A 26,290-nucleotide genomic window follows, 5' to 3' on the forward strand; every position below is an offset into this window, starting at 1 on the left:
GGGGTAGCCGCGCCGGGCCGGGGCGACGGAAGCGCTCCGAGGTCGTGCGCAATCGCATAGGGCGCTCCCCTCTCCGTCTCGGCGCTGTGCGCCGAGCCACCTCTCCCCCACTTTGTGGGGGAGAGGAAATGCTAATCGCCCGGGCGAGGAACGCCAATCGCGAAGGGCGCGGCCTCGGAAAACTTGGGTTCCTCGCCCCCGCCAAAGGCGGGGGAGAGGTGGCTCGGCGAAGCCGAGACGGAGAGGGGGAGCGCCCTATGCGGTTGTCCTGGGCAGCACTCCCATGAAACCTTTTGATTTTTGGGCCGTTGTCGCGCGATGCCCCCGGCCAAGCGCAAACCGAAACCGGCCGACAGCGCCATTGAGCGCGGTGAAAGCAAGCCGCGCCCGGCGACGCCGCGCCCAAATGCCCCGCGCCACGAAAAGCCGCGCCGGTCGAAACCGCGCGGCGCTCCGAAGCGCGCGGATAGGGCAGCGGAAGACAAACCAGAAGACAGGCTGAAAGAGGACAAGGCGCGGCAAGCAAAGCCACCGGCCGGCGAGAGCCCGCGCGAAAAAAATACACCCGCCGACGCCGCGCCCGAGGCCATCGGCCATGCCGGGTCGCCGCCGCCGGAGGAGGCGGAGCCCAGTCCGCGGCTGTCGCCCGAAGAGGCCGAGCGCGCGCGCAAAAAATATCTTCTGCGGCGCTTCTGGATCAGCGGGCGCGGCTATTGGGGTTTTCGCGCCGACAAGCTCGCCTGGCCGCTGACGATCGGGCTCCTGGTGCTGATCTGTGTCAATGTCGGCTTCCAATACGGCATCAACCGCTGGAACCGCGCGATCTTCGACGCCATCGAGCAGCGCGACGCCCACACCGTCTACTGGCTGAGCGCCATCTTCCTGCCGCTCGTCGCCGGCAGCATCAGCCTGGTGGTCACGCAGGTTTACATCCGCATGACCATGCAGCGGCGCTGGCGCTCCTGGCTGACCACGGCGGTCATCCAGCGCTGGCTGGCCAGCGGCCGCTACTACCAGCTCAACCTCGTCAAGGGCGACCACGCCAACCCCGAGGCGCGCCTGACCGAGGATCTCAGGATCGCCACGGAATCGCCGGTCGATTTCGTCGCCGGCGTGCTCAACGCCTTCCTGGCTGCCTCGACCTTCATCGTCGTCCTGTGGACCATCGGCGGCGCGCTGAGTTTTTCGCTGGGCGGCTCGGTCATCACCGTGCCCGGCTTCCTCGTCGTCACCGCCGTCATCTATGCCGCCATCACCTCGACCTCGATGTTCGCCATCGGCCGCCGCTTCGTCGAGCTTTCCGAGCAGAAGAACCAGACGGAAGCCGAGTTCCGCTACGTGCTGACGCGCGTGCGCGAGAACGGCGAGAGCATCGCGCTGCTGGGCGGCGAGGAGGAGGAGAACGCCGGCATCGACCGCACCTTCGCCGCCGTGCTCGGCCGCTGGGCGCGGCTCACCGGCCAGCACATGCGCACCGCGCTCGTCTCGCAAGTCTCCAGCCTGTTCGCGCCGGTGGTGCCGGTGCTTTTATGCGCGCCAAAATTCCTCGACGGCTCGATGTCGCTCGGCCAGGTGATGCAGGCGGCCTCCGCCTTCGCCATCGTGCAGGGCGCCTTCGGCTGGCTGGTCGACAATTATCCGCGGCTCGCCGACTGGAACGCCTCGGCCCGCCGCATCGCCTCGCTGATGATGTCGCTCGACGGGCTGGAGCGCGCCGAGGAGAACGACACGCTCGGCCGCATCCAGCGCGGCGAGACCAGGAACGGGGCGATCCTCAGCCTCGACGATCTCTCGGTGACGCTCGACGACGGCACCTCGGTGGTCAAGGAAACCGAGGTGGCGATCGAGCCCGGCGAGCGCGTGCTGGTCTCAGGCGAATCCGGCTCCGGCAAGTCGACGCTGGTGCGCGCCATCGCCGGGCTGTGGCCCTGGGGCAGCGGCAGCGTCGATTTCCACCCCGGCAAGCGGCTCTTCATGCTGCCGCAGCGCCCCTACATCCCGTCCGGAACGCTGCGCCGCGCCACCGCCTATCCCGCCGCCGCCGACAACTGGACGGTCAAGGAGATCAATGCCGCGCTCGACAAGGTCGGCCTCGATTATCTGAAGGACCGGCTGGAGGAGGAGGCGCCCTGGGACCAGACGCTGTCCGGCGGCGAAAAGCAGCGCCTGGCCTTCGCGCGTCTCTTGCTGCATGCGCCCGACATCGTCGTGCTCGACGAAGCGACCTCGGCGCTGGACGAGAAGAGCCAGGACAAGATGATGCGCACGGTGATCCGGCAACTGCCCACGGTCACCATCATCAGCGTCGCCCACCGCGCCGAGCTGGAAGCGTTTCACACGCGAAAAATCACGCTGGAACGGCGCGAGGGCGGGGCGCGGCTGGTGAGCGATGTCGAGCTGGTGTCGAGGAAGCGGAAGCGCGGGCTGATCCAGCGGGCGCTGTGGGGGAGTGGGCCGAACGGCAAAGGGTAGGGGCGTTCCGACGCTGTGCGCAATCGCAGACCGCGCTCCCCCGCTCCGTCTCGGCTTCGCCGAGCCACCTCTCCCCCGCCTTTGGCGGGGGCGAGGAACCCAAGCTTGCAGAGGCCGCGCTCTTGGCGATTAGCATTTCCTCGCCCCCGCGGGAGCGGGGGAGAGGTGGCTCGGCGCGCAGCGCCGAGACGGAGCGGGGGCAGCGCCGGCGTATGCGATTATCCGAGACGCCTGCGCCCGGCCAACAACCTTGACGTCACCCGACACGGCGTCTGTAATCGAGGCGAGGCGCATTGTCGCCGTTGTGCTGCATGCGCAAGAAGGGGGCATGGTGAAGGGGGTTGCGGTCCTAACCGAGGCAAGGAGCGGTTCGAGCTGGCTCGCCAGCCTGACGAATGCGACGGGCCTCATGGGCCATTCGAGGGAATGGCTGAAGCCGTCCCATATCGGCTCCGGGCCGCGCAGCTATGACGCGCTCGAAGAAACGGTCCTGCGCAAGGCCTCGACCGAAAACGGCTGCTTCGCCCTAAAAGTGTTTCCGCGCCAGCTGGCCTGGTCCAAGGGCAGATGCGGCAAGGACTTCCTGCTCGAAATGCGCAAGCAACACGATCTGGGCTTCATAACGCTCGAACGCCGCGACCGTCTTCGGCAGGCCATTTCCTTCTACCGCGCCAGTGTTTCGAACACCTGGACAAGCGGGGGCGCCGGGCCTGGGGTCGAATACAGCTTCGCCGGCATCAGCCGCGCCTTCTTCCAGATCGAGCAGAGCTACGCGTTCTGGCGGGCCTATCTCGACCTTTCGCAATGGCCCTCCCGGCATTTCGTCTACGAGGATCTGCTGGCCGATCCCCAGCCCTATGTCGAAGCCGTCGCCGAGTTGCTCGGCGTGCCCGTGCCGGCATACGTGCCGGTTTCCGGCTTCGCGGTGCAGCGCGACGAGCTCACCGAGGACTGGGTGGCGCGTTTCCGGCAAACGTCGGCGGAGAGGGGCGCCATCGAGGCGATCGAGGAGCCGCCGGTGCCGCGCACGCTGCAAAACTTCGCCCGCATCGCCCTGAAGCGGCCGCTGAGCCGAAGACAATTCTAAGGCGGCTGCGGTAAGTGCAGACAAGCCGGCCGCGCTTGCGCTAGTCTCTTGCCGGGCAGAAAATAATCGAAGGGGAAACACCGAAATGAGCGAAGTCAGGCAACTCGCCGAGATCGCCAGCTACCACGCCCACATCTATTACGGCGGCGCGGCCGAGCGCCAACACGCCGAATGGCTGCGCGAGCGCATCGGCGAACGCTTCCGCGTGCGCCTCGGCAACTGGCGCGACGAGCCGGTCGGCCCGCACGAGCAGGCCATGTACCAGGTCTCCTTCGCCACCGAGATCTTCGCCACGCTGGTGCCCTGGCTGATGCTGAACCACGGCGGCTTGAGCATCCTCATCCACCCCAACACCACCAACCCCAAGCGCGACCACCTGATCGACCCGATCTGGATCGGCCGCGCGCTCGGCGTGCATGGCGAGGTGCTGGGCGAGGAGGACGAGGCGGAAGAGGCGCTGGAGGTGAATACGCAGCCGAGGTTGGAGGTGTGAGGGGGGCGCCTCGATTAACTGGGCTGCGGCTAACTAGAGGCCGGATCGAGGGAAAGGCGGCGTAGGGCGTCGAAGGCCGAGCTTGGCTTCCACAGCGACCCGCACAACAGCACGATCTTGGCCTACGCTGCCAGCATTCCGCCGCCGAAAGTTCCGCGGCTCGGTGGGCTCTCCGATTGGCCGATGTCCCGAACCATCCGGCCGCACGCTGCTGGTCCTATCGCGAGCGGATTGCCGACGAACAGCCTTAAGTGAACCCGATCTCTAATGTTTAATCGTATTCATCATGTATGACGAACTGCGGTAATCCTTCCGCAAGCAGAAGGGCACGTGTCATCGCGCTAAATTGAGACTTGGCGCTACCCAACGCAAGCAACTCTTCAGCAATATTTTTCAGATTCTCCCGTTCCTCATCGGTGCGAGCGTGCGGGGGTTTGCGAAAGATGCCTTTATAAATGCGAACGAGAACTCTACAAGTTGTGCGGTGCTGGCGACGCGCATCGTTTAGCTGAGTTTGCCGTATGCCCAAGAGCTCAATGGCCCAGTTGATCTGGGACTGATAGTCTGGCGCGAGGGAGGAATTCGGTTGAACTGTCCCATCCTCATTGAACTCTAACAAGGCTGGCGCTTGTTTGTCCGTTGGATCTAGAAGGATCGGTGCCTCTTCGCTGTAGTCACGATTCGCGAGCGTCGCAGCCTTAGATGGATCATAAAGCGGAAACCAGTTAGCTTTTCCTACCGTGATGTCTGAATATTCGCGATTGGCCTGATTACATAACTGTCCGGCCAGAACGAAATTGCTTGGGTCAAAAGCAAGCCATGAATATCCTTCACTCGTTTCTTCTCGGCTGATGCGAGCCTTTCCTTTTGGGCGAAAATGATCGACATCGTAGCGCGACACCGCCTCAAAGGACTCAGAATACCAGCACTTCCTGTGTGACATCTGTAGCAGCGCTGACCTAAAGGCTGTCCACACAGCTTGGTTGGAATCGATGAAAGTCCTACGGTCCGTTGGATCGATAATGGCATCCAAAGCGGCACTGGCTGCTACTGCTGCCGCCATAACATTCGGATCGACTTTGCTGAGGTCGCGCTTGACAAAGATCATTGGCGACTGCGGATCTCTTTAACCAATCGCTCAGATTCTTTTGCCATTTCCTCAAGCTCATCTGGCGTCAACGGGCGGTCGCCTTCCAATTGAAGTTTATCAAATTGCCTCAGAAACTCTCGATACAGCCTATCCCTGTGCTCGTAGGTAATGCCCATGTTTGCCAATTCGAACGTAAGCGTTTCAAGTCGTGCCTTCTGCTTCGATGTCAGAGCCTCTTGTCGGACTAGCGTATTGCGTTCGTCAATGAGGTCTCTGGTCGGCTCATCGATTGCGCTTTGTAGGCCGAAAACGTCCACGAGCACGCCGGAAAATCCAAGCCCGCGCGGATCGACCCTGGGTTGATAGGCTCGGGCCTCACCGCTTGCGCTGGACATCACGCGCACTTCCTCCTTCTTGAGAGCGGCAATCGTCAGAGGGTTGTGGGACGTCAATATGAATTGGCAATTATCTGCCTCTTCGTCCTGACCTGTCCAACTCTTGATCAACTTGAGGTATTCGAGTTGCCAAGACGGATTTAGATGTGTGTCAGGCTCGTCGAGCAGAAAAAGCACCCGCTTGCCTCTGGAAATTCGGGTTAGCCCTAAGACCATGAGAAGCTGTCGTTCGCCATCCGAGAGTTCCGAATAGCCGATCTCGTGGCCTTCGTTTGACCGTGAGACCCATAGCAGCAGGTCTCTGAATAAGTCGGAAATGTCGGCGGCCTCAAGGGCGGCAAACATGTCAGAATCATCGTAATAATTAGCTGCTAGCTTGGCCAAATCCGCGCTCGATCGAATGAAGCATGCAAGCTGTGATTCACTTTCATCCTTGTCGCGATAGTCGTCTCGAGGTTGATCCTCAAGGTCAATCGGATAATAGGCCGCATCGAGCCAAGCGCGGGCACAAGCCCCAGCGGGACCGGCAGCACCCCATAGTTTGAATGGGTCACGGGTGGAGCGAGGTTTCGATTTCGCGAACCAGGGCTCCCGAAAGTATGCAAGTGCAGAGCCAAAATTGCCAATATTAAGCTTCTCTCTAAGCGAATGGAGTACTTCGTGGTCAGGGAAAGCGAAGAAGGCCGCCAACGCGAATACACCGTGGATCGGACGGCAATAGAAGAGTCGCCGCTCAGCCAATGCCGCACGGCAGGCGGCCGGATCCTCATTCGTTTTAATAACGTTGTAGTAACGTCGTTGATGATCGTCAAATAGGCGTTCAAGGCGGCGACTGCTGCCGGAATAGTAACCAAATATCATGTCGGGCAAGACGTCCGCGCGCCGATCGTCAAGCGCAGTCTTAGTTAGTTCCTTGCCATCAAGTGTGGCTGCGATGGTGCCATTCTTATTAGAAAGTTTTACCTTTCGACCGCTTAACCGGTATTCTACCTCGAACTGAAAATGCACGTTAACGCCCAGATCGGCAGCGCGGAAGATTTCGACTAAAGCCTCAATTAGGTTCGATTTTCCCGAAGCGTTCTCGCCGATAACAACTGTAGTCAAGCGACGTTTGTCAAACGTGATCTCGAAAGCGTCGAGGTTACGAAAGCCGTATATTTCCGCTCTATCCAGCCTCATCGCCCGTCCTGAAACCCGTCTTTGCTCTCCTTGAGGTGACCGCTGTCAATCTCCCAGGTAAGCTGCTTGTAGAAATCCACGATGGATAGCGCCGAAATCTCGAAAAGTGCCTTAGCCGGCAAGGTCCCCTTTGTTTGGTCACCAAGTAACGAGGCAAGGTAGGGCTTATTCTGCACCTCTGGGTCAATGCGAGATTTCAAGGCCCGGCTCATCTTTGCAGGTCCCCTATAGGACTCGACCGGCGTGATCGGCGGAGGGTGGATATCGGTCTCAGCAGCCTGTAATCGCAGTTCGTCCAATGTAACATCAAGCAGCTTTCCTATAGCATACTTTGTAAAGTTCCCGCGAAACGCCAACGAATGCACCGTCGACTCAAGGATATTCAGCATTTCCTCCGCGTTCGCCACGCTCCAGTAAATGCCGTCGATTTGTGCCAAAGCACGGCCAACTTGATTGATAACCTCCTGCTGCTCCGCAAGCCCCGGAACCGGAATATTAAGATCGGTTATATCCGACTGCCTAATCTTCCAAATTCCTGCCGTAGTTCGCGCTGAGGTCTCCACTATGCGGCGGATTTGGGGCGCGTTCAAAATGTGAGAGAGCCATTCAGGCAGTGCAAGCGCCATGTTTGCCCGGAGTCTGAACGCTGTGTCCGGGTAGATGGTTGGCTGATCGAGTCCGTCCGTTAGAGCGGCGCGTCCGACCAAAGCTTTCGTTCCGTTTCCACGGCTTACTAGAATATCACCATCTTTGAGCAAAAATCGCTTGGCCCGCGCCTCATCTATTGGGAGGAACCGCACATCTTCCAAATCGACCCTGCGGGACCTCAAAGCGCTCAGTCGGAGAGCGCGAACGCCCGGTGGCTTGTCCCGACCCTTGACCGAAAGCCCATTCTGAATTGGCGTGGCCAGGAGATCCGCGACTCGCGAGAATGATGGCGCCGAGACAACGGTAGCGCGCCGCCAACCTTCGGTCAGTCTGCCTTCATAGGCATCGGCAAGAATCCGATCGACTTGGACTGCAGCCATGTCCGGGATTGGGGCGAGTAAAGCTCTAATCGACCGGATACGTCCTAGCAGATGCTGTAAGCCGACAGAAATTGCTTCTTGTTGGTCGCGTGGCGGAACAGGTACCGCCAAAGTTCTAACTTTCGCGGCAGAGAGCTCAAGGAAGGTCGTGCCGCTTGCAAAACCCTCCGCGTACGTCTTTGAATAACGAAGGTAGTGCATCAGATATTCTGGCACGTTGCCGCTATTCAAGACGATATTCTTGCAACCCTGACTGGTGGAAAGCGCATTAGCTGCGACTGCACAGTAGCCTATTGGCGCCCGCGACGAAAACACCACTGTGCCAGCCGGCAAGAGCCGTGCGCCTGATGACCTAAGGCCGTCAGCAGTAAGGTTTCGGCGCCCTCGCACTATGTAGGTTTCACTGTGACCCGACATATCTGCGGGTGTGATCCAAGGAATGCCGTCAACTTCGGAAAAGTTCGAGGCTTGATGCGCTGGTGGCGTGCCTCCACTATGGACGTCACCAATGTCGGCGATAGTGGACCACGTCCAGTCACCCGGTATGTCCCAGCGTGCTATTGTCACGTCGAACCCGCGGTCGCTGGCTTGCGGAGGTCTGCTAGGTCGGAGGCCAAACCTTCTATCTCAGACAGGGCCTCGCGCAATCGGTCAGCAATTGCTATTGCCAACTCTTCGGGGTCGGCGACATCTTCAACATTGTGCTCCGAGGAACGAACGAGGTTTAGGTCATAGTCACGATCGATAATGTCCTGTCTCGTCCAAGAGTGGAAGTCCTTTCCCTGTTCAGGACGAAACGACTTACCAAGTGGATCTTGGCCGTAGAATGACTTGAAGTTGGCGAGGCTCGACGCATCGAATTGATTTCCACGACCGAGCTTGGGATAATTGCTGCGGAGGTCATAGACCCATAGTCGATCGTTGCCTGTCAGCCGATCCGGCTGTGACTTAGTGAAGATTAAAACCACAGTGCTTACCCCTGTGGCGTAGAAGATTCCAACCGGGAGTCGAAGGATGGTATGCACGTCACAAGTGTCGAATAACTCCTTGCGCACTCGACGGCCGGCGCCCGTCTCGAACAAGACGTTGTCAGGCACCACAACGGCAGCACGCCCTCCCGGCTTTAGCGAGCGATAGATATGTTGAACAAATAGTAGTTGCTTGTTCGAGGTTACGACCTTCAAATCGGTCCTTCGCGCGCGCGCTCCGCCCCCGGAACTACCGAATGGGGGGTTTGCAAGAATGAGGTCGGCGGGCTGAAGGCCGTCGGCGTCGCGAGTGAGCGCGTCGCCATTGATCAATACTCCGGTCATCCCGTGTAGAAAGAAGTTCATGAGGCAAAGACGGTAAGTATCGCGCTCTATCTCTACACCTTCGAATGTTGTTTTTGAAGAAACTACTGGGTCACTTCGAAGTAGATAGCGCTGGGTGGCAACGAGAAAGCCACCCGTACCGGCAGCCGGATCCTGAATGATCTCACCAGCTACGGGCCGCATAATATCAACCAAGCAATCTACCAGCGCTCGAGGGGTGAAGTACTGCCCAGCCCCTGCACGGGCTTCGGTGCTAGCGCGCTCCAGCAGATATTCATAGAGATCGCCGAACCTGTCGGCGCCGATTGAGTGCCAATCGAGCCCGTCCATCGATCGGAACACCTTGGCGAGGTTTTCATCATGAGAGAATACCGTGGTCGGGAAAGCGAAAATGCGACGAATTCGGTCATTGGCGGCATCCTCTCCCAGACGCGTCAGCATCTTTCGATAGAAGCTAACCATCCCAGGCCCACTGTTCGCCCGGAGGTCGCGCCAACGGCACCCGGGAGGAAGGTCGGCCTCCGAGTCGCTCTCATCAGCCATTTTTAAAAACAGCAAATAACTGAGTTCTGACAGATACTTGTGATAGACAATTCCATCGTCGCGAAGGACGTGGCAAAGGCTCCACAATTTCGCGCCGAAGTCAGCAGTGTTCACGAGATGGCCTCTATTTGCAATTCTAGGTCCCAACCCAGCTTCATATCCTAACTCGCGAGCCTGCGACACAGCGAAGAGACTTCCTCGTCGTGATCGATTTGGGCGCTGACGCCGCTCGTGCCGCTACGTCAGCGATGTCGTCTTACGGGGGGGGCGGGCCGACTCGCGTTAACGGTCCGCAGAAGGCCGCGATCGATAGAGTCAGGTTCGGCCAAGCTCGAGGTGCGGATTCTATCTCGGACCGAGTCTCCTCCCCTGCGTCACCCCCCCGCCAGTCTCGGCAGCAGAAAAATCTCCGCCCCCGGCGGCAACTCCTTACTCCACGTATCCCGATAAATCGTCCCGTCGATCGCCACAGCGATCCCGCGATCGATCCATGGCTCTATGCCGGGATACTGTTCCGCCAGCTTGCGGAACAGCTCCCTTATGTCCTTGGCCTCGATGTCGTGCCTGGACTTGCCTCCGGCGACGGCGCTGAGCGAGCCCCAAAGGGTGACCTCCACCATCGCCGTCGGATACCTCTCAGCCTTCCCGCTCCGCGTCGAGCGCCGCCAGAATCCTCGGCGGCGACATCGGAATATGCGTCATGCGCACGCCGACCGCGTTCGACACCGCGTTGGCGATCGCCGCCAGCGGCGGCACGATCGAGGTTTCGCCCACGCCGCGCACGCCATAAGGGTGGTTGGGGTTGGGGATTTCCAGGATCTGCGTGTCGATCATCGGCAGGTCGGAGCAGACCGGGATGCGGTAGTCGAGGAAGCCCGCATTCTGCAGCCGCCCGTCCTTGCCGTAGATATACTCCTCGTTGAGCGCCCAGCCGATGCCTTGCGCCGCACCGCCCTGGTACTGGCCCTCGACATAGGTCGGGTGCACCGCCTTGCCGGCATCCTGCACCACCGTGTAGCGGATCACCCGGGTCGCGCCCGTCTCGGGGTCGACCTCGATGTCGCAGATATGGGTGGCGAAGGAGACGCCGGCGCCGTCGGCGACGAGCTCGCTATGGCCGGCGATCGGCCCGCCGGTCGTGCCCGACTTGGCCGCGATGTCCTTCAGCGACAGCGGCGAGAGGTTGCCGTATTTCTCGCCCTTGGCGATCGCGTGGCCCTTCTCCCAGACGACGTCGTCGACCGGAATGTCCCACATCTGCGCCGCGCGGTCGCGCAGGATCTTGATCGCGTTGCGCGCGGCCGAGATCGTCGCCATCGAGGACGAGAAGGTGCCGCGGCTGCCGTCGGTCATGTCGTTGTAGCCGAGCGAAGACGTGTCGGCGACGATCGCCTTCACCTGGGAATAGTCGATGCCGAGTTCCTCCGCCGCCACCAGCGACAGCGAGGCGCGGGAGCCGCCGACATCCACCGTGCCCACAGCCAACGACACCGAGCCGTCCATGCCGATGTTCAGGTCCGTGCAGGTCTGGCCGCCGAAATTGAACCAGAAGCCGCAGGCCATGCCGCGCCCCTGGTTCGCCTTGAGCGGCGCCTTCATGTGCGGATGGTTCTTCACCGCTTCCAGCGTCGGGCCAATGCCGATCGGCCCGTAGACCGGGCCGTAGGAGGCGCGCGTGCCTTCCTGCGCGGCGTTCTTGATGCGGAAATCCACCGCGTTCATGCCGAGCTCGTGGGCAAGCTCGTCGACCGCGCTTTCCACCGCGAAGGCCGCCATGGGCGCCGACGGCGCGCGATAGGCCGCCGTCTTCGGCCGGTTGACCAGCACTTCGTAGCCGACCGTCTTGACGTTTTCGAGGTTGTAGCAGGCGAACGCCGTCATGGCGCCGATCTCGGCCCAGGAGCCGGCGTAGGGGCCGCAGCTATAGCGCAGCGTCGCTTCCGCGGCGGTGATGGTGCCGTCCTTCCTGGCGCCGATCTTGACGTCGATCGAGGTGGCGCTGGTCGGGCCCGAGGCGCGGAAGACTTCGTCGCGGGTCATCACCAGTTTTACGGGACGGCCGGCCTTTCTGGACAATGCAAGCGCCACCGGCTCGGCCCAGACATGGGTCTTGCCGCCGAAACCGCCACCGATCTCCGACGAGGTGACGCGCAGCTTCGAGGCTTCGAGCCCAAGCAGCTGGGCGCAGTGCTGGCGGTAGACGAAATGGCCTTGCGTGCAGACCCAAAGGTCCGCGGTGCCGTCCGGGTTGACGCTCGCCACGCAGGCATGCGGCTCGATATAGCCCTGATGCGTCTGCTCGGTCTTGAAGGAGCGTTCGACGATGAAATCGGCCTGGGCGAAACCCTTGTGCACGTCGCCATGGCCGAACTGCGTGCGCTTGGTGACGTTGGAAGGTTTCGCCGGCTTTTCCTCCAGGCCCTCGGTGAAGATCTGGTCGTTGATCAGCGGCGCGTGATGCTGCGCGGCCTCATCGACATCGGTGATATGCGGCAGCACCTCATAGTCGACCTCGATCAGCTTCAGCGCCTGGCGGGCGATGCGGGCGTCGATCGCCGCCACCGCGGCCACCGCATGGCCGTCATAGAGCGCCTTTGTGCGCGCCATCGAATTGTCGAGGATGTCGTACATGGCGGCATCGCCGTCGGTGAGGTCCGGCAGGTCCTTCGCCGTGATCACCGCCTTCACGCCGGCGAGCTTTTCCGCCTTGGAGGTGTCGATCTTCTTGATCACCGCATGCGCATGCGGGCTGCGCAGGATCCGGCCGACCAGCTGCCCGGCCATGTTGAAGTCGGCGCCGTAGCGGGCGCGTCCGGTCACCTTGTCGATGCCGTCGGGGCGGATAGGGCGCGTGCCGACCGAGGAGAAATTGCGTCCGGAGTAGCGCGGATCGAAATTCATCTCAGGCTCCCTTCATCACTTCAGCCGCGTCCTGGACGGCGCGCACGATCTTGTCATAGCCGGTGCAGCGGCAGAGGTTGCCGGCGAGACCGAAGCGGATTTCCTCCTCGGTGGGCGAGGGGTTTTTCTCCAGAAGATCCTTTGCCGCGATCAGGAAGCCGGGCGTGCAGATGCCGCATTGCAAAGCGGCATGCTCCAAAAACTTCTGCTGCAGCGGGTGCAACTGGTCGCCATGCGCCATGCCTTCGATGGTCTCGACCTTGCGGCCCTCGGCCTCGGCGCCCAGCACCAGGCAGGAGCAGACCAGCCTGCCGTCGACGATCACGCTGCAGGCGCCGCAGTCGCCAGTGCCGCAGCCTTCCTTGGCGCCGGTCAGGCCGAGCCGGTCGCGCAGCACTTCCAGCAGCGTCTCGTCGGGCTGGCAGAGATACTCGACGGCGTCGCCGTTGATCGTGGTTGATACAGCTACACCGGCCATCATTTGCCTCCCGCACGCTTGTAGGCGATCGCGGCGGCCCTTTGCGCCAGCACGCCCGCGACTTTTCGTCTGAATTCGATGGTGCCGCGCTTGTCGTCGATCGGGCGGCAGGCGCCGGAGCAGATCTTGGCCAGCCGCTCCAGCGTCGCTTCGTCGAGCCTGGAGCCGACCAGCACCTGGCCCGCTTCCTCGACCAGCAGCACCGTGGGTGCGGCGGCGCCCAGCGCCACGCGCGCGGTCTTGATCGCGCCCTTGTCATCCAGCGTCAGGTTGACGCCGGCGCTCACCACCGCGATGTCCATCTCGGTGCGCGGAATGAAGCGCAGATAGGCGTCGCCGGCATGCTCGGGACGCTTGTCGAGCAGGATCGCCTCGATGATCTCGCCCTTGGCGAGAGAGGTGCGGCCGGGTCCGGTCGGCACGCTCTCCACCGCGATGGTGCGCTTGCCCGAAGGCCCGGCGACCACCGCTTTTGCCGCGGCCGCCACCAGCGCCGGCACGCTGTCGGCGGCGGGCGAGGCGTTGCACAGATTGCCGGTTATCGTACAACGGCCCTGCACCTGCTTGGAGCCGATGAGGTTCGCCGCCTCGACCACGCCCGGCCATGCCTTGCGCACGGCCTTGTTCTCGCCCAGCACCGCGCAGGGCACGGCGGCGCCGATGCGGAAGCCGTCAGCCGTTTGCGTGATGTCGGCCAGGCCGCTTATCGCCTTGATGTCGACGATCAGCTCGGGCTCGATGAAGCCGCCCTTCATCCTCACCAGAAGGTCGCTGCCCCCGGCCAGGATCGCGGCCGGGCCTACCGCCTTGGCGAGCTCGCCAACGGCATCTTCGATTGAAAGCGGACGTATGTAACGCATCGTCTCCCCTTGGGCTGTGTCACGACCGTTATAAAGCGTCTGGTTATAATGGCCATCCTGTTCGTGCATGTCCGGGTTGGGCCAGAGCGATGCTCCAGATGCGCCCAGAGGCCGGGCCAGCGGCGCAAGGGCCGGGGCACAGCGGGTGCGGCAAATCGCACAGGTGGTTCCCCACTCCGTCTCGGCGCTGCGCGCCGAGCCACCTCTCCCCCCTCCGGAGGGAGAGGAAAAGGCTAGCCGTCGAAGGCTCGAGCAGCGCTGTCGTCGAAGCCGCGACCTCTGCGATTGGCATTTCCTCTCCCTCCGGAGGGGGGGAGGTGGCGCTGCAAAGCAGCGACGGAGTGGGGGAACCACCTATGTGATGGACAATTCACCCACGCGTTAACGCCTGACCGTAGCCCGCGCGTCGCCTACCGTTCGCGTGATGGCGCGCATAAAGTAGCGCCCACCATGGTCGATCGGCCAGGATGGATTTGTGACACAGCAGGGGATGTCGCCAAACGAATGGCCAAAAAATTCGCATTTCTTTTGGTGCGCGATTTCACGCTGTCGCCGCTGTCGCTGTTCATCGACACGCTGCGGCTCGCCGGCGACGAGGGCGACCGCAGCCGCCGGGTCGAGTTCGACTGGCAGATCGTCGGCGAGCGCGGCCTGCCGATCCGCGCAAGCTGCGGCGTCGAATTGCTGCCGACCAAGGCGATCGGCAATCCCGAGGATTTCGACAATGTCGTCGTGGTCGGCGGCCTGCTCGACACCAACCGCGTGCTGAGCTCGGAAAAGGAGGCGTTCCTGATGCGCGCCGCCGAGAAGGGCGTGCCGCTCACCGCGCTCTGCACCGGCAGCTTCGTGCTGGCGCGCTACGGGCTGCTCGACGGCTACAGCGCCGCCGTCAGCTGGTTCCACATCAAGGATTTCCGCGCCGAGTTCCCAGACGTCAACGCCCATGCCGACAGCCTCTATTCCGTCGACCGCGGCCGCGCCACCTGCGCCGGCGGCACCGGTGCGGCCGACCTCGCCGGCTATTTCGTCTCGCAATTCATCGGCCAGAAGGCGGCGGAGAAGGCGGCCAAGATCCTGGTGCTCGATCGCATCCGCAACATCCGGGACGTGCAGCCGGTCGGCGGCCTCTTTCCCGAGGCCGCGAGCCGCGCGGTGAAGCGGGCGCTGCTTCTGATGGAAAGCAATCTGCAGGAAAAGGTCCCGGTCGAAGAGATCGCCAGCCGGCTGAACTGCTCGCGCCGCCAGCTCGAGCGCCTTTTCGCCACCGAGCTCGGCACCAGCCCGATGGCCGCCTATCTGGCACTCAGGGTGCACTACGCCAAGTCGCTGCTGGAAGGCAGCGACCTCGCCATCGGTGACATCGCCTATCGCTGCGGCTTCGAGAATGCCGGCCATTTCAGCCGCGTCTTTCGCCAGCACACCGGCATCACGCCGACCCATCTCAGGCATCCGAACCGGATGGCCGGCGCCGTCGCGAAAGCATAGTGGCCGTTGTGGTCGCCTCGCATGCCCCGCCTGGCCGATTGCATCTGTCTGAAAACGGACCGTAGCATCGCGTCCAGCAGCGCTGCCGCCGCTGTTCGACGCAGCCATTGTTCGCCGCGCAATCCTGACTGAGGAGGACCATCGATGACAGCTTCTCCTCATGTCGTGGTGATCGGCGCCGGCACGCTGGGGCTTTGCACGGCGCTCAACCTTGTCGAGCAGGGCGCGCGCGTGACGGTGCTCGAAGCGCAGTCGATCGCTTCCGGCTCGAGCGGCAGGTCGGTCGGCGTCGTCGGGTCGCAATTCACCGATCCGTTCGAGATCCTGCTTCGCGTTCATTCCTTCCGCCGGTTTCGGCAATGGGAGGCCGAGGGGCTTCACTTCAACCACATCGGCTATCTGCGGCTGGCGCGCACGCAGGCGCAGATGGAGCTGTTCGCGAGATCGGTCGAGATGCAGGCCGAGGCGGGCCTCACGTCGCGGCTGATCCGCGCCGACGAACTCAGGGGCCTCGTTCCTCACATCAATCCCGACGGGCTCGAAGGCGGCTTGTTCGGACCCGACAACGGCTACCTCGATCCGCACGACATGTGCAATTTCCTGGCGGGTATTGTCCGCGCCAGGGGCGGCGAAATCCGTCAGTACCGCAAGCTGCTCGGCGTAGGCAGAGGGCCGGGCGGCTACAGGCTGGAGACCGGCAGCGACCCGATCGATTGCGATGTCGTGGTCAATGCCGGCGGCGCCTGGGCGCCACAGGTGGCCGAACTCTTCGGCCAGCGCCTGCACATCTGGCCCGAGCGCCATGAGGCCGTCCTCATCCATCTCGACGAGCCGCTCGACTACACGATGCCGATGGTCATGGATCTCGTGAACGGCCAAGGCAGCGGCCTCAATTTCCGCCATGAGAAGCGCAACGAATTGATCGCCGAGATCCACAAGGTGCATTCGGTCGCGCCGGAAGACCCGGACAATTACAACGACCAGTGCGAGGAGCAGTCGAAGGTCGATCTGGCCGAACTGCTCATGGAACGCGTGCCCGATCTGCCGGGCGCGCGGCTCGGCCGGGGCTGGGCAGGCCTTTATCCCGTCACGGCCGATCATCGTCCCTTCGTCGGGCCGATCGATCCCTCGGAGCCGACGCTGGTCACCGCGGCCGGCGCCGGTGGCTACGGCATCCAGCTCGCCCCGGTGATCGGGCAGATCGCGGCCGACTGGGTGCTGCGGGGCGCGCCGGTTTCGGTGCCCGGCTCGCAAAGCCTGGCGCCATCGGCCGAGCGCAACATTCCGGGGCACTGATCGGTGCGCTTCGACCGACTCGGATGCCTAAGATGCGACCGTTGCCGTTAACCATCAATTAACTATCCGGTCGCCTTTAATACGGTTCTGGAGGATACTGATTTTGGCCGCCAGCGAAGAGTTCGCGACTGCCGAAATGAGAAAAGAAGCGGCGGATACCGTCGCCATCTGCCGGGGAGGCGCCCAGCATCTTTTGATGAGGAGCGCCGGAATGAACATCGAGGAAGCAGTCACCGTAGCGACGGCAGGGTCAGGCGCGCTCCTGTCCTGTCTCGGCCAGCCCGTGGTCGCCTATCACGTGACGGCCATCATGCGCGAAACCGACAAAAGTCACGCGCGGCAGATGCAGCTTGCTTTGCTGCGGCGAAGCATCGAGGCGCTTGTCGACGACGGCCTCGAAGACATCGAAGCCGAGATTTTCGCTTCCCAGTTCGATGGCCGCGTCGGCTCGGCCTGGGACCTGCTGCATCCAGCCGGCGAAACGGCGCACTGATCGCTGCCCGGGAGCCTTCCATCGCGGGCCATATGGAGCATTCCCGATATGAGATAGACTGACGTCTGGGCTGACGTTCATCGAACGGGGGGCATGCGATGCAGGCGATACCGATAGCGCATCCGGCGAAGCAACCTGCCACTATCTCGATACCCTCCCTGGGTGGCTATCCCACCGCCGTGCTGTGCTGGCTGCTGTCGGCCGGCGTCTACATCGCGGCCAAATGGGTGGCGCCGGAAATGCCGCCCTGGGGTCTATGCTTCTGGCGGCTTCTGCTCGCCTGCGCCATCCTGTTGCCGATCGTGCACCGCCATCACGGCGCGATGCTTGCGCTGCTCAAATCGCGGCCGCTGGAGATCGTCGCCGTCGGCGCCATCGGCCTGACGCTGTGCCAGGGCATGATCTACCATGGCCTGAACGATACAGACGCAACCACCGCCGGCATCATCATGGCGATGTCGCCGATCATGACCATGGTGTTGGCGCGTTTCGTGCTTGGCGAGCCGCTCGGCCTCTGGAAGGCGCTAGGCGCGGTGGCGGCGCTGGCTGGCATGCTGGTCATCGTCGCGCATGGCAATATCGAGGCGCTGGTCAAGCTGCGCTTCAACGTCGGCGAGTTGTGGATCGTCGGCAGCGCGTTCTGCTGGGCGCTCTACACGGTGCTGCTGCGCCGCTCCAAATTCGGCCTCGAGCTCCTGCCGCTGGTCGTGCTCCTTCTCGGCGCCGGCGCGCTGGTGGCGCTGCCGTTCCATCTCTGGGAAATCTTCAACGACGAGCGCTCCGCCTTGAACGCCAACGGCCTGCTCGCGCTCGCCTACCTGGCCGGCCCCGGCGGCGCGCTGATGTATTATCTCTACAACAAAAGCGTCGAGACGCTGGGCGCCAGCCGGGCGAGCATGCTGCTCTACCTGCAGACCTTGTTCGTCGCCGTTCTCGCTTATCTGCTGCTCGGCGAAAGCCTGCACGACTACGACCTGATCGGCGCGGCTTTCATTGTGGTCGGGGTGGTGCTGGCGACGGTCATCAAGCCGAAAGCGGTTCCAGCAAAGGCGTGAAGTCGGACTGCGGTGGTCATTGGCGTGCCTAGGTCTGCCCAGGTTGACGCTCCTCGTGGCCTGAGCAGTCAGCACCAAGCTTTCCTAAATTAGCCGATTTTGCTATTGGCGGGCGGCCGCTTTCGGCGGCGCCGGCGAAGGCCGAAGAGGGATCATGGCGATCGACGAGCGCGTGGACGCATGAACGACAGCCCGCACATCGAAGTGCTGGAGCTGCGCGTGCTTGGCGATTTGCAGGTGACGCGCAACGGCCGGCCGCTCGACCTGCCGCCATCGCGAAAGACGCGGGCGCTGCTCGCCTACCTCGCCGTCACCGCCAGGCAGCATCAGCGCGAGCGGCTCTGCGAAATATTCTGGGACATTCCCGACGATCCGCGCGGCGCCTTGCGCTGGAGCCTGTCCAAGATCCGCCAGGTGCTGGGCGCCGACGAAAAGGCCCTCGTCGCCGATCGCAATGCCGTCGCGCTCAACATCGAGACGGACTATGCGCGGCTGGCGCCGTTGGTGAAGGCCGACCTTTCGTCCCACTCGACCGGGGAGCTCGAAGCCGTCCTGGCCTCGGTCCGCGGCGGCTTTCTCGCCGACCTCTCGCTCGAACGCTGCTTCGACTATGAAGCCTGGCGGCAGGCCATCGCCAGCGAGGTGGAGATCGTCGAGCTCGGCATCCTGCGCGAGCTGGTCGAGCGTCTGGCGGATGAACCGCGACGGGCGCTGCCTTTCGCCCAGCGCCTGCGCCGCCTCGTGCCCGACGATGCGAGGCTCGCCGCCGAGACAGAGGCGCTGGAGGAAAAGGTCCGCTCTGTCACCGCTCAAGCCACGGGACGCGGGCCGCAGCCTACGTCCGCCACGCCGCCGAAACCCGCCGCGTCAGCGCAGGATCCCGGCCGTGCCGTGCAATTCTGCCGGGCGCTCGACGGCACCAGGCTCGCTTATGCCAGCACCGGCAGCGGCCCGGCAATCCTGCGCGCCGCGCACTGGATGTCGCATCTCACCTTCGACTGGGACAGCCCGATCTGGCGGCACTGGATGCGGGAACTGTCGCTCCACAACCGGCTGGTGCGCTATGACGAGCGCTGCAACGGCCTTTCGCAGCGGCACGTCGTCGACATCTCCTTCGAGACCATGCTGTCGGACCTCGAATGCGTGGTCGAGGCCGCAGGGCTGGACCGCTTCACCTTGCTCGGTCTGTCGCAGAGCTGTGCGGTTTCGATCGCCTACGCCATACGCCACCCCGAGCGGGTCTCGGGCATGGTCCTTTACGGCGGCTACGTCAAAGGCTGGCGGGCGCGCGGCGACGCCGGCGAGATCGCGACGCGCGAGGCGGCCGCGACGCTGATGCGCGAGAACTGGGGCAAGCCGAACCCGATGTTCCGCCAGGCCTTCTGCTCCATGTTCATCCCCGGCGCCACGCACGAGCATTTCGCCTGGATGGACGACCTTATGCTGCGCACCGTCTCGCCCGACGATGCCTGGCGCCTTCAGAGCTCCTTTTCGGTGATCGACGTCAGCGACCTCTTGGAGAAGGTGCGCGTGCCGACGCTGGTGCTGCATGCGCGGGACGATAACGTCGCGCCCGTCGAATCCGGGCGCACCATGGCCGCCGGCATTCCGGGCGCCCGCTTCATCGAGCTCGAGAGCCAGAATCATATCCTGCTCGAAGGCGAGCCCGCCTTCGAGGAGTTCATAGACCATGTCCGCGCCTTCATCGCCGAGACGGCGGGCGCGTAACCAGAGCAATTCCAGGAAAAGTGTGACACGGTTTTCCGTAAGGAATTACGTCAAAACAAAGAGATAGAGCGCTTCACCGTTTCCGTGAAACGGTGAAGCGCTCTGGGCAGGAGAAGCCCTCAGCCCCTGGCCAAAGGCACGGTGAACACCGTCGCGGTGCCGGTGAGGCAAAGCTCACCGGCTTCGTTGCGCACCGATGCCTCCAACTTGGTGATCGGCTTGTCGGCGCGCACCTCCTTGACCTCGACGCGGCCGGTGATCAATTCGCCGACGCCGACCGCCTTGACGAATTTCCACGACACTTCGAGGAACACGGAGCCAGGGCCGGGAAGGTCTTCCGCCACCACCGCGTTCAGGATGCCGGAGGTGACGCCGCCCTGCACGATGAGCTTGCCGAACACCGAAGCCTCGGCCAGCGCCTTGTCGTAATGCAGCGGGTTGCGGTCGCCGGTCATCTCGGCGAAGGCGTCGATGTCCTGCGGCTGCGTGCGCCGCGAACGCTCGGCGAAGGCGCCTACCTGTGGCCGGCCCTTGATGACGCCGACCCAGCCGTCCTGCATCAGATGCCCGTCCTTTATCGAATGTACTGTCATGGTCTTGCTCCTGTCCGGTTGCGTGAAAGGTCGGCCGGCGGTTTGTCCTGGTTGGCCGGGGCACGATAGGTCGCGGGCTTCGAGGCGCGGCGGGCAGGTATTGGTTGCCCGGCCAGCGCCTGCACCTCGGCTTTCAGCACGGCGCTGAAGCGGCGATGCCGCTCGCCGATATCGTCGAGCGTCCAGTCGAAGCCGGCGACGGCGTCGGTGGTGTCTAAAATCTGGTTGGCGATCAGGTCGCGAAGCTGCTGCCAGACCGCGAATGCCGCGCCCGAGCCATCGAGGATGGCGCGCGCGAGGCTCTCGGCGTCGCGCAGCGCATCGGAAATGCCGTGCGAGGTGATCGGGTCGCGGAAGAAGCCGGCGTCGCCCACCAGCGCCCAGCCAGGGCCATAGGCCTGGCGGATATAGCCCGGCAGGCCGCGGAACGCCTGCAGGCGGGCGTCCTTCGGCGCCAGCGAGGCCTGCGCGGCCAGCGCCGGCGACAGCGCTTCGAGCACATCCATGCGGGCCCGCGCATGGCCGAGGCGGAAGCGCTGGTCGAACAGGCCTGTCGGCACCGAGGCGACGATGCAGGCAAGGCCATCATTGGTCGGGATGAACGAGCCGGCGATCCCATCGCGGAAATACCAGTGGTAGCCGGCGCCGGGCTCGACCGGCGCGTAGCCATAGACATGGGCGGCCGAGACGGCGCCGTGCCGCAAGGGCTGGGCGTCGACGCATTTTGCCACCAGCGAGCCGATGCCGTCGGCGCCGACCACGATATCGGCGCTGACCCTCACTGAGGCGCGGCCGGCGGCGCGGATTTCGATGCCGCGCACGCGGCCGTGAGTGTCGGCGAAGAGGTCGCCGACCGCCATTTCGTGCAGGACCTCCGCGCCAGCCTTGCGCGCCGCATCGACCAGGATGCGGTCGAGCACGGTGCGCCGCGGCGCGATCAGGCCGGGAAGCTCCGAGCCGGCGGCGAGCGGGATGGTGATCTCCTCGTCGCCATAGTGGAAGGTCGTCGTCTCGATCAGCGGCGTCCCGGCCCTGAGCAAAGGATCGAGCAAACCCCAGCGCCACAATTGCAGCACGGCGGGCCGCATCAGCGCATGCGTCGAAAGCGTGTCGGAGCCATAGGGCTTGCGCTCGATCGCCAGCACCTTGAGGCTCGCGCGGGCGAGCAGCATCGCGGTCGCTGCACCCGCGCAGCGCGCGCCGACGATGATGGCGTCGTAATGGCTACGCTTGGGCACGGCCATGAGAGAGATCGGGTTGCTGGCCATGGTCATGGTCCTCAAGCCGCCTGGCGGCCGTTGCGCTCGAGATGACGCGAGATTTCGGCGGCGATCGCTTCGGCGTCCGCGCCGACGCCGCCGATGAAGTTGGAATCGCGCTTGCGCAGAAAGCGGAAGCCGAGCGCGTAGAGGCCGGGCACGCTGGTGACGCCGCCCTGATGCGCCAGCTCGCCATCGGCGCCGAGCGCCAGCGGCTCCAGCCAGCCGAACGAGCGCGCATAGCCGGTCGCCCAGATGATGGTGCGGATCCCCCCATCGCTCAGCGAAAGCCGCTCCGCGCCGGCCGCCAGCATCGCAACCGGCTCGGGCCGGTATGGCGTCGCCGACCCCGTGAAGCGGTCGATCTGGTCGAGCAGGCGCGCCTGCTTCGCTTCCGCCGCCGCGATGTGCTGGCCGAGATCGCCGGCGAAGGCGATTTCGCGGTCGCCGACGCCACGCACCCGCCCGGCCAGCTCCACGCCAAGCGCCTGCAGCGTGGCGAGATCGACATCGGCCCTGTCCGGCCGGCCGGCGAGCTGCAGCGATGGCTGGCGCCGGGCGGCTTGCGGATTGGCCAAATCTTCCTGGCGCTGCGCCATCAGGCCCATCGCGCAAAGCCAGAAGAAGATGTCCTGGCCGCGCCATGTTCTCGCCAGGCGCGTATGCTTGCCGACCGACAGCACGACGCGCCGCCCGGCGCGGGCGAGCTCGTCGGCGATTTGCACGCCGGAGGACGAGGCGCCGACGACCAGCACGCCGCCGCCTGGCAGCTCGCCGGGGGAGCGGTATTGCGAGGCGTGGATGCCGAGCGGCCCGCGAAGGGTCTCGGGCGCAAAAGGGATGACCGGCCGGTCGCAATGTCCCGTCGCAACGACGACCGCGCGCGCCGACCAGTCGCCGGCGCTGGTGCGCAAGGCAAAGCCGTCGCTGGTTCGCCTGGTGGAGTTGACCTCGACATTGGTCTCGACCGGCGCATGCCATTGCCAGGCGTAGCGCTCCAGGCTTTCCACGAACGCGCCTTTGCTCATGAAGCCGTCGGGGTCGCCGCCCTTATAGGGCGAGCCAGGCAGGGCGTTCAGCCAGTTCGGCGTGAGCAGCCTGAGCGAACGCCAGCTCTGCGAGCGCCAGCGCTCGCCGATGCGGCCGCGCTCCAGCACGGCATGCTCGATGCCGGCCTGGCCAAGGCAATGGCTGAGCGCAAGGCCGGCCTGGCCCGCGCCGATGATGACGATGTCCGCGCGTTTCATGGTTCTGTTCCGTCGATGGGGGAAGCGGTCCGGATTGGATCCGGACCGCCAGCCGGCTTACTGGATGGTCTTGATGCCGACGGTGACCGGCACACCCTTGGTCAGAACGTCGAAGACCGCCGAGCGGGAGCGCGACTGCTCGACCAGCTGCTTGAGCTTCTCGGCCGGGGGCGTCGCCTTCGATTTCGAACGACACCTGGATGTTCTGGAAGCCGTTGCGGACCTCGTCGGAAATGCCGAGGATGCCGCGCAGGTCGATGTCGCCGTCGACCGAGCATTTCACCCTGGTGAGCTTGATGCCGCGCGCGGCGGCGATGTTGGCGACGCCCGCCATCAGGCAGCCCGCCAGCCCGTGCAGCAACCACTCGACCGGGGTCGGCGCATTGTCGGTGCCGCACAGGATCGCCGGATGATCGGCATCGGCATAATGCGGCTTCTCGTGCTTCTGCTCTTTGCCGGCGCCGAAGAAGCCGTTCATGACGGTCTTGCTGTGCGTGCCCTCGATCCACTCATTGTGGGCGCGGAACTGGAACTTGGCGAGCTCCGGCTGCCCGGCGACGAAATTGATCGTCGCCATCAGGTTCGGCGTGTCGACCCCGTTGAGCGGAAGCCGTGCAGGTTTGGTGCTGGGTTGCATCTTCATCTCCAAGGTTGGTTTTGCGGCTTGGTTGCCGTGACGGCGCTTGTTTGCCGGTTGAGCGTTTGAACGAGAGTGGATGCGACCGTGGAATTTTTCATACGCTCACCGTGGAAATGGCGTTGGACGTATCGTTTGAAACGAGCTGGCCCAGCGCCTGAACCGAGCGCGCCGGAACGCAAAAAACCCCAGGCGTTGGCAAGCGCCCGGGGCTTGTCGACGGCGTGGCCGCGATCGCGTCGCAGGTCATCCGGCGTTGCGGATGTCCATCCCGTCTGTGTCGGATGGGGCGTAGCGCATCGAGGTGTAGTGGTCGATTTCCGACCGGGCGATGCCCATGTCCTTGAGCAGGTAGTCGGGCATGGCCTGCATGGCGGCGCGCTCGCTGCGCATCTTCATCGCACGATAGAAAAGCCTGAGCGCGCGGCGGGCAAAGCCTATCAGGCCGGGGCTCGCGCGGCCGGTTTCATAGGCGGTGCGTTCCAAAGTCGCCATCGTCGTCTCCATCTTTTGCGGCGCGACCATTTCGCGTCGTCGATGGCGGGACTTGTGACTTACGACCGGGGGAGCCAGCGTTGGAGCGGGCGTCGAAATTGCCGTGGAAATCGCGGTGCCATATGCCTGCCGGAAACATGAAGGCTGTGGGCGGTGACGCTTCGATTGATGGACTGAAGGGAATTCACCCCGTGGCCGGCTCGTCGTAGATACCGGTGACAAGCAGCCATGCGCCCGAGATCAGGAAGGCGAACAAAACGATGGTGCCGAGCGCCGCGATGTAAAGCCCGACGCCGCGTCCGAGGATCAGGAAAATCGCGCCTGCAACCTCGGCAAGGTAACACATCGTGCCACCCGCAAGCCGCGGCGCGGTCAACCCGATGGAACTCATCCCCGCCATGATGGCGACGATATAGCCTCTGACGAATATGAATGTGGCTATGCCCCAGAGGAAAAGCCATTCGAAGCCGAGCGCCGGAAGAAGTTGGCCTCCTAGGAGCCCAAGGCTGCATGACATGAAGATTGCGCTGAAGCCCGACAGCATGTTGATGGCCCGGTTCTTGTGGGTCGTGTTGCGGACGATGCGTTCGGGGTTGATCGAGATCGCTACGAAAATCAGGCCGGCAAGAGCTGCCGCGCCGCCACCCACCATGACGAAGAAGTTACTCCATTGATCCAACATGATCTGCCCCTCAGGTCCGAGCGATGGACGTTGAAGGCCAGGCTAGCATAGCTGCGTTCTCGAACTCCACGGGGGGCCGATCATCGTTCCAGGTTTTGGAAAGAGCGAGGTGCAGCCGTCAGAGCAATTCACCGCTTCACACTTTTCCTGGAATTGCCCTACCGCTCCCTGAACGCCCTTGCGAACGAATCCATCATCGGGCGGACCAGATATTCGAAGAAGGTACGGTCGCCGGTGCTGATGAAGGCGTCGACCGGGGTGCCGGGATAGAGCTGTTCGGCCTTCACGCCGGCGGGCAGGGGATCGGCGATCTTCAGCTTGGCGCGGAAATAGGGTTCGTGGGTGGCTTCGTCGATCAGGCGGTCGGCGGAGATATCGCTCACCGTGGCCGGGACTTCCGGGGTCAGGCGCGTGTTGAGCGCCGAGAGCCTCAGTTTCGCCTTCTGGCCGACATGCACCGCGTCGACATCCTTCGGCTTGAGCTTGGCGTCCACCACCAGGCCCGATGACGTGGGCAGGATCTCCATGATCTTTTCGCCTGGCGCGACCACGCTGCCTTGCGAATTATAGGTCGAGGACACGACGACGCCCGCTGCCGGCGCGGTGATCGTCGTGCGCTTGAGCACGGCTTCAGCCGCGCGCATCTGCTCCTCGATGTCGGCGAGGTTGGTGCGCACGTCGTCGAGCTTGGTCAGCGCCTCCTCGACGCGCTGGGTGGTGGCGCGCTCGGTCTGCGCCTCAGCCTCCACGATCTGTGTGTTGGCCGAGGCGAGGTACGCCTCGATCGCGCCGGCTTGGCCGACCAGGTCGGCCTCCGAGCGCAGCAGCTGGGAATATTCGGTGCGGTTGGTGAGGCCCTTGCCCAGAAGATCGGTCTTGATGCCGAGCTCCTTCTTCACCACCTCGGTCTGCTGCTCGATTGCCGCCTTCTGCGCGTTCAAGCCCTTGACCGACTCGCGATGCATGGCGACGCGCTGCGCCAGGATCGACTGCTCGGTGCGGAAGCGCGCAAGCCTGGCGTCGAACTCCTTCTGCTGTTCGCGGATCAGGTTTTCGAACTCCTGTCGGAACGGCGAGGGGGCGGGCTCGCCGATCGGCGCGAGCCTGTCCAGCCCGTCGCGCTCGGCCTCCAGCCGCGCCGCACTTGCCTTGAGCGCGATCCATTGCCTCGTCAGCCGGTTGAGATCGGCCTCCGGCGCGGTCCGGTCGAGCAGGATGAGCTCCTGGCCCTCGCGCACGCGGTCGCCTTCATGCACCAGCAGCTGCCTGATGATGCCGCCTTCGCGATGCTGGATCAGGATGTTGCCGCCGGTCGCCGCGATCGTGCCTTGCGTGATCACCGCGCCGGCAAGCGGCGCGCTCGCCGCCCAAGTGCCGAAGCCACCGGCAAGCAGCGCGATTGCCGCATAGCCGGCGAAGGCCGTGCGCCGGAAGTCGGTGCGCGGCCGGTCGTCGAAGGCGAGGCTTGGCGTCGACATCGT

General features: G+C 63.7%; 22 protein-coding genes and 1 pseudogene. 8 read left to right on the forward strand and 15 right to left on the reverse strand.

The genetic code is table 11. The annotated features are described in order from the left end of the window. Positions 1–318: 318 nt before the first annotated feature. The 3 genes from KVT37_RS27135 (at position 319) to KVT37_RS27145 (ending at position 4,052) form a co-directional block, all read left to right on the forward strand. Positions 319–2,472, forward strand: coding sequence for an ABC transporter ATP-binding protein/permease (locus tag KVT37_RS27135; RefSeq protein WP_254634288.1), 2,154 nt, complete (start codon positions 319–321; stop codon positions 2,470–2,472). 328 nt (positions 2,473–2,800) lie between these two features. Further along, positions 2,801–3,559: a Stf0 family sulfotransferase gene (locus tag KVT37_RS27140; protein ID WP_254634289.1), complete on the forward strand. Its 759-nt coding sequence runs from the start codon at positions 2,801–2,803 to the stop codon at positions 3,557–3,559. A gap of 85 nt (positions 3,560–3,644) precedes the next feature. Next, on the forward strand, positions 3,645–4,052 hold the full coding sequence (locus tag KVT37_RS27145; protein WP_217578088.1) for a DOPA 4,5-dioxygenase family protein: 408 nt from the start codon (positions 3,645–3,647) through the stop codon (positions 4,050–4,052). 271 nt (positions 4,053–4,323) lie between these two features. On the opposite strand, the gene KVT37_RS27150 is transcribed toward KVT37_RS27145, so the two are convergent. The 8 genes from KVT37_RS27150 to KVT37_RS27185 all read right to left on the reverse strand — a co-directional run bounded on the left by KVT37_RS27150 (position 4,324) and on the right by KVT37_RS27185 (position 13,839). Next, positions 4,324–5,160 (reverse strand): hypothetical protein, encoded by an 837-nt coding sequence (locus KVT37_RS27150; protein WP_217578089.1) that lies wholly within the window; start codon positions 5,158–5,160, stop codon positions 4,324–4,326. Beyond that, positions 5,157–6,716, reverse strand: a complete 1,560-nt coding sequence (locus tag KVT37_RS27155) for an AAA family ATPase (protein WP_217578090.1) — start codon at positions 6,714–6,716, stop codon at positions 5,157–5,159. The genes KVT37_RS27150 and KVT37_RS27155 overlap by 4 nt, the downstream gene beginning before the upstream one ends. After that, positions 6,713–8,311, reverse strand: a complete 1,599-nt coding sequence (locus tag KVT37_RS27160) for a restriction endonuclease subunit S (protein WP_217578091.1) — start codon at positions 8,309–8,311, stop codon at positions 6,713–6,715. Before KVT37_RS27160 ends, KVT37_RS27155 begins: the two co-directional genes overlap by 4 nt. Continuing rightward, positions 8,308–9,714: an N-6 DNA methylase gene (locus tag KVT37_RS27165; RefSeq protein ID WP_217578092.1), complete on the reverse strand. Its 1,407-nt coding sequence runs from the start codon at positions 9,712–9,714 to the stop codon at positions 8,308–8,310. The genes KVT37_RS27160 and KVT37_RS27165 overlap by 4 nt, the downstream gene beginning before the upstream one ends. Positions 9,715–9,974: 260 nt before the next feature. Continuing rightward, positions 9,975–10,220 carry a MoaD/ThiS family protein gene (locus tag KVT37_RS27170; RefSeq protein ID WP_217578093.1) on the reverse strand — a complete coding sequence of 82 codons (246 nt, stop codon included), beginning with the start codon at positions 10,218–10,220 and terminating at the stop codon, positions 9,975–9,977. A gap of 16 nt (positions 10,221–10,236) precedes the next feature. Further along, on the reverse strand, positions 10,237–12,501 hold the full coding sequence (locus KVT37_RS27175) for a xanthine dehydrogenase family protein molybdopterin-binding subunit (RefSeq protein WP_217578094.1): 2,265 nt from the start codon (positions 12,499–12,501) through the stop codon (positions 10,237–10,239). 1 nt (position 12,502) lies between these two features. Next, a complete protein-coding gene (locus KVT37_RS27180) occupies positions 12,503–12,979 on the reverse strand; it encodes a (2Fe-2S)-binding protein (protein ID WP_217578147.1) in 477 nt (158 codons plus the stop codon). After that, positions 12,979–13,839: a xanthine dehydrogenase family protein subunit M gene (locus KVT37_RS27185; RefSeq protein WP_217578095.1), complete on the reverse strand. Its 861-nt coding sequence runs from the start codon at positions 13,837–13,839 to the stop codon at positions 12,979–12,981. Before KVT37_RS27185 ends, KVT37_RS27180 begins: the two co-directional genes overlap by 1 nt. Before the next feature lie 504 nt (positions 13,840–14,343). On the opposite strand from KVT37_RS27185, the gene KVT37_RS33845 reads away from it, so the two are divergent. The 5 genes from KVT37_RS33845 (at position 14,344) to KVT37_RS33565 (ending at position 19,896) form a co-directional block, all read left to right on the forward strand. Continuing rightward, the gene (locus KVT37_RS33845; RefSeq protein ID WP_217578096.1) at positions 14,344–15,324 is read left to right on the forward strand and encodes a GlxA family transcriptional regulator; all 981 of its coding nucleotides are present in this window, start codon (positions 14,344–14,346) and stop codon (positions 15,322–15,324) included. Positions 15,325–15,468: 144 nt separating this feature from the next. Then, positions 15,469–16,620, forward strand: a complete 1,152-nt coding sequence (locus KVT37_RS27195) for an FAD-binding oxidoreductase (RefSeq protein ID WP_217578097.1) — start codon at positions 15,469–15,471, stop codon at positions 16,618–16,620. 211 nt (positions 16,621–16,831) lie between these two features. After that, positions 16,832–17,113: a hypothetical protein gene (locus KVT37_RS27200; RefSeq protein ID WP_254634290.1), complete on the forward strand. Its 282-nt coding sequence runs from the start codon at positions 16,832–16,834 to the stop codon at positions 17,111–17,113. Positions 17,114–17,211: 98 nt separating this feature from the next. Beyond that, entirely contained in the window at positions 17,212–18,168 is a 957-nt protein-coding gene (locus KVT37_RS27205; RefSeq protein ID WP_217578099.1) for a DMT family transporter, read from the forward strand. 180 nt (positions 18,169–18,348) lie between these two features. Beyond that, positions 18,349–19,896: an alpha/beta fold hydrolase gene (locus KVT37_RS33565; protein ID WP_254634291.1), complete on the forward strand. Its 1,548-nt coding sequence runs from the start codon at positions 18,349–18,351 to the stop codon at positions 19,894–19,896. 119 nt (positions 19,897–20,015) lie between these two features. Here the strand turns inward: KVT37_RS33565 and KVT37_RS27215 are convergent, their stop codons facing one another. The 7 genes and pseudogenes from KVT37_RS27215 to KVT37_RS27240 form a co-directional block, all read right to left on the reverse strand. Continuing rightward, the gene (locus KVT37_RS27215) at positions 20,016–20,489 is read right to left on the reverse strand and encodes a MaoC family dehydratase (protein ID WP_254634292.1); all 474 of its coding nucleotides are present in this window, start codon (positions 20,487–20,489) and stop codon (positions 20,016–20,018) included. Further along, positions 20,486–21,763: an NAD(P)/FAD-dependent oxidoreductase gene (locus KVT37_RS27220; RefSeq protein ID WP_217578100.1), complete on the reverse strand. Its 1,278-nt coding sequence runs from the start codon at positions 21,761–21,763 to the stop codon at positions 20,486–20,488. The genes KVT37_RS27215 and KVT37_RS27220 overlap by 4 nt, the downstream gene beginning before the upstream one ends. Positions 21,764–21,768: 5 nt before the next feature. After that, on the reverse strand, positions 21,769–22,995 hold the full coding sequence (locus KVT37_RS27225; RefSeq protein ID WP_217578101.1) for an NAD(P)/FAD-dependent oxidoreductase: 1,227 nt from the start codon (positions 22,993–22,995) through the stop codon (positions 21,769–21,771). A gap of 214 nt (positions 22,996–23,209) precedes the next feature. Beyond that, positions 23,210–23,638: pseudogene (locus KVT37_RS33850) on the reverse strand (OsmC family protein); the annotation flags it as partial. Positions 23,639–23,878: 240 nt separating this feature from the next. Beyond that, a complete protein-coding gene (locus tag KVT37_RS27230) occupies positions 23,879–24,127 on the reverse strand; it encodes a DUF1127 domain-containing protein (RefSeq protein WP_217578102.1) in 249 nt (82 codons plus the stop codon). A gap of 184 nt (positions 24,128–24,311) precedes the next feature. After that, positions 24,312–24,809, reverse strand: coding sequence for a hypothetical protein (locus KVT37_RS27235; RefSeq protein WP_217578103.1), 498 nt, complete (start codon positions 24,807–24,809; stop codon positions 24,312–24,314). A gap of 158 nt (positions 24,810–24,967) precedes the next feature. Further along, positions 24,968–26,287, reverse strand: coding sequence for an HlyD family type I secretion periplasmic adaptor subunit (locus KVT37_RS27240; RefSeq protein WP_217578104.1), 1,320 nt, complete (start codon positions 26,285–26,287; stop codon positions 24,968–24,970). Positions 26,288–26,290: the final 3 nt, after the last annotated feature.

The organism is Mesorhizobium sp. GbtcB19, from assembly GCF_019091085.1.
Classification (GTDB): domain Bacteria; phylum Pseudomonadota; class Alphaproteobacteria; order Rhizobiales; family Rhizobiaceae; genus Mesorhizobium.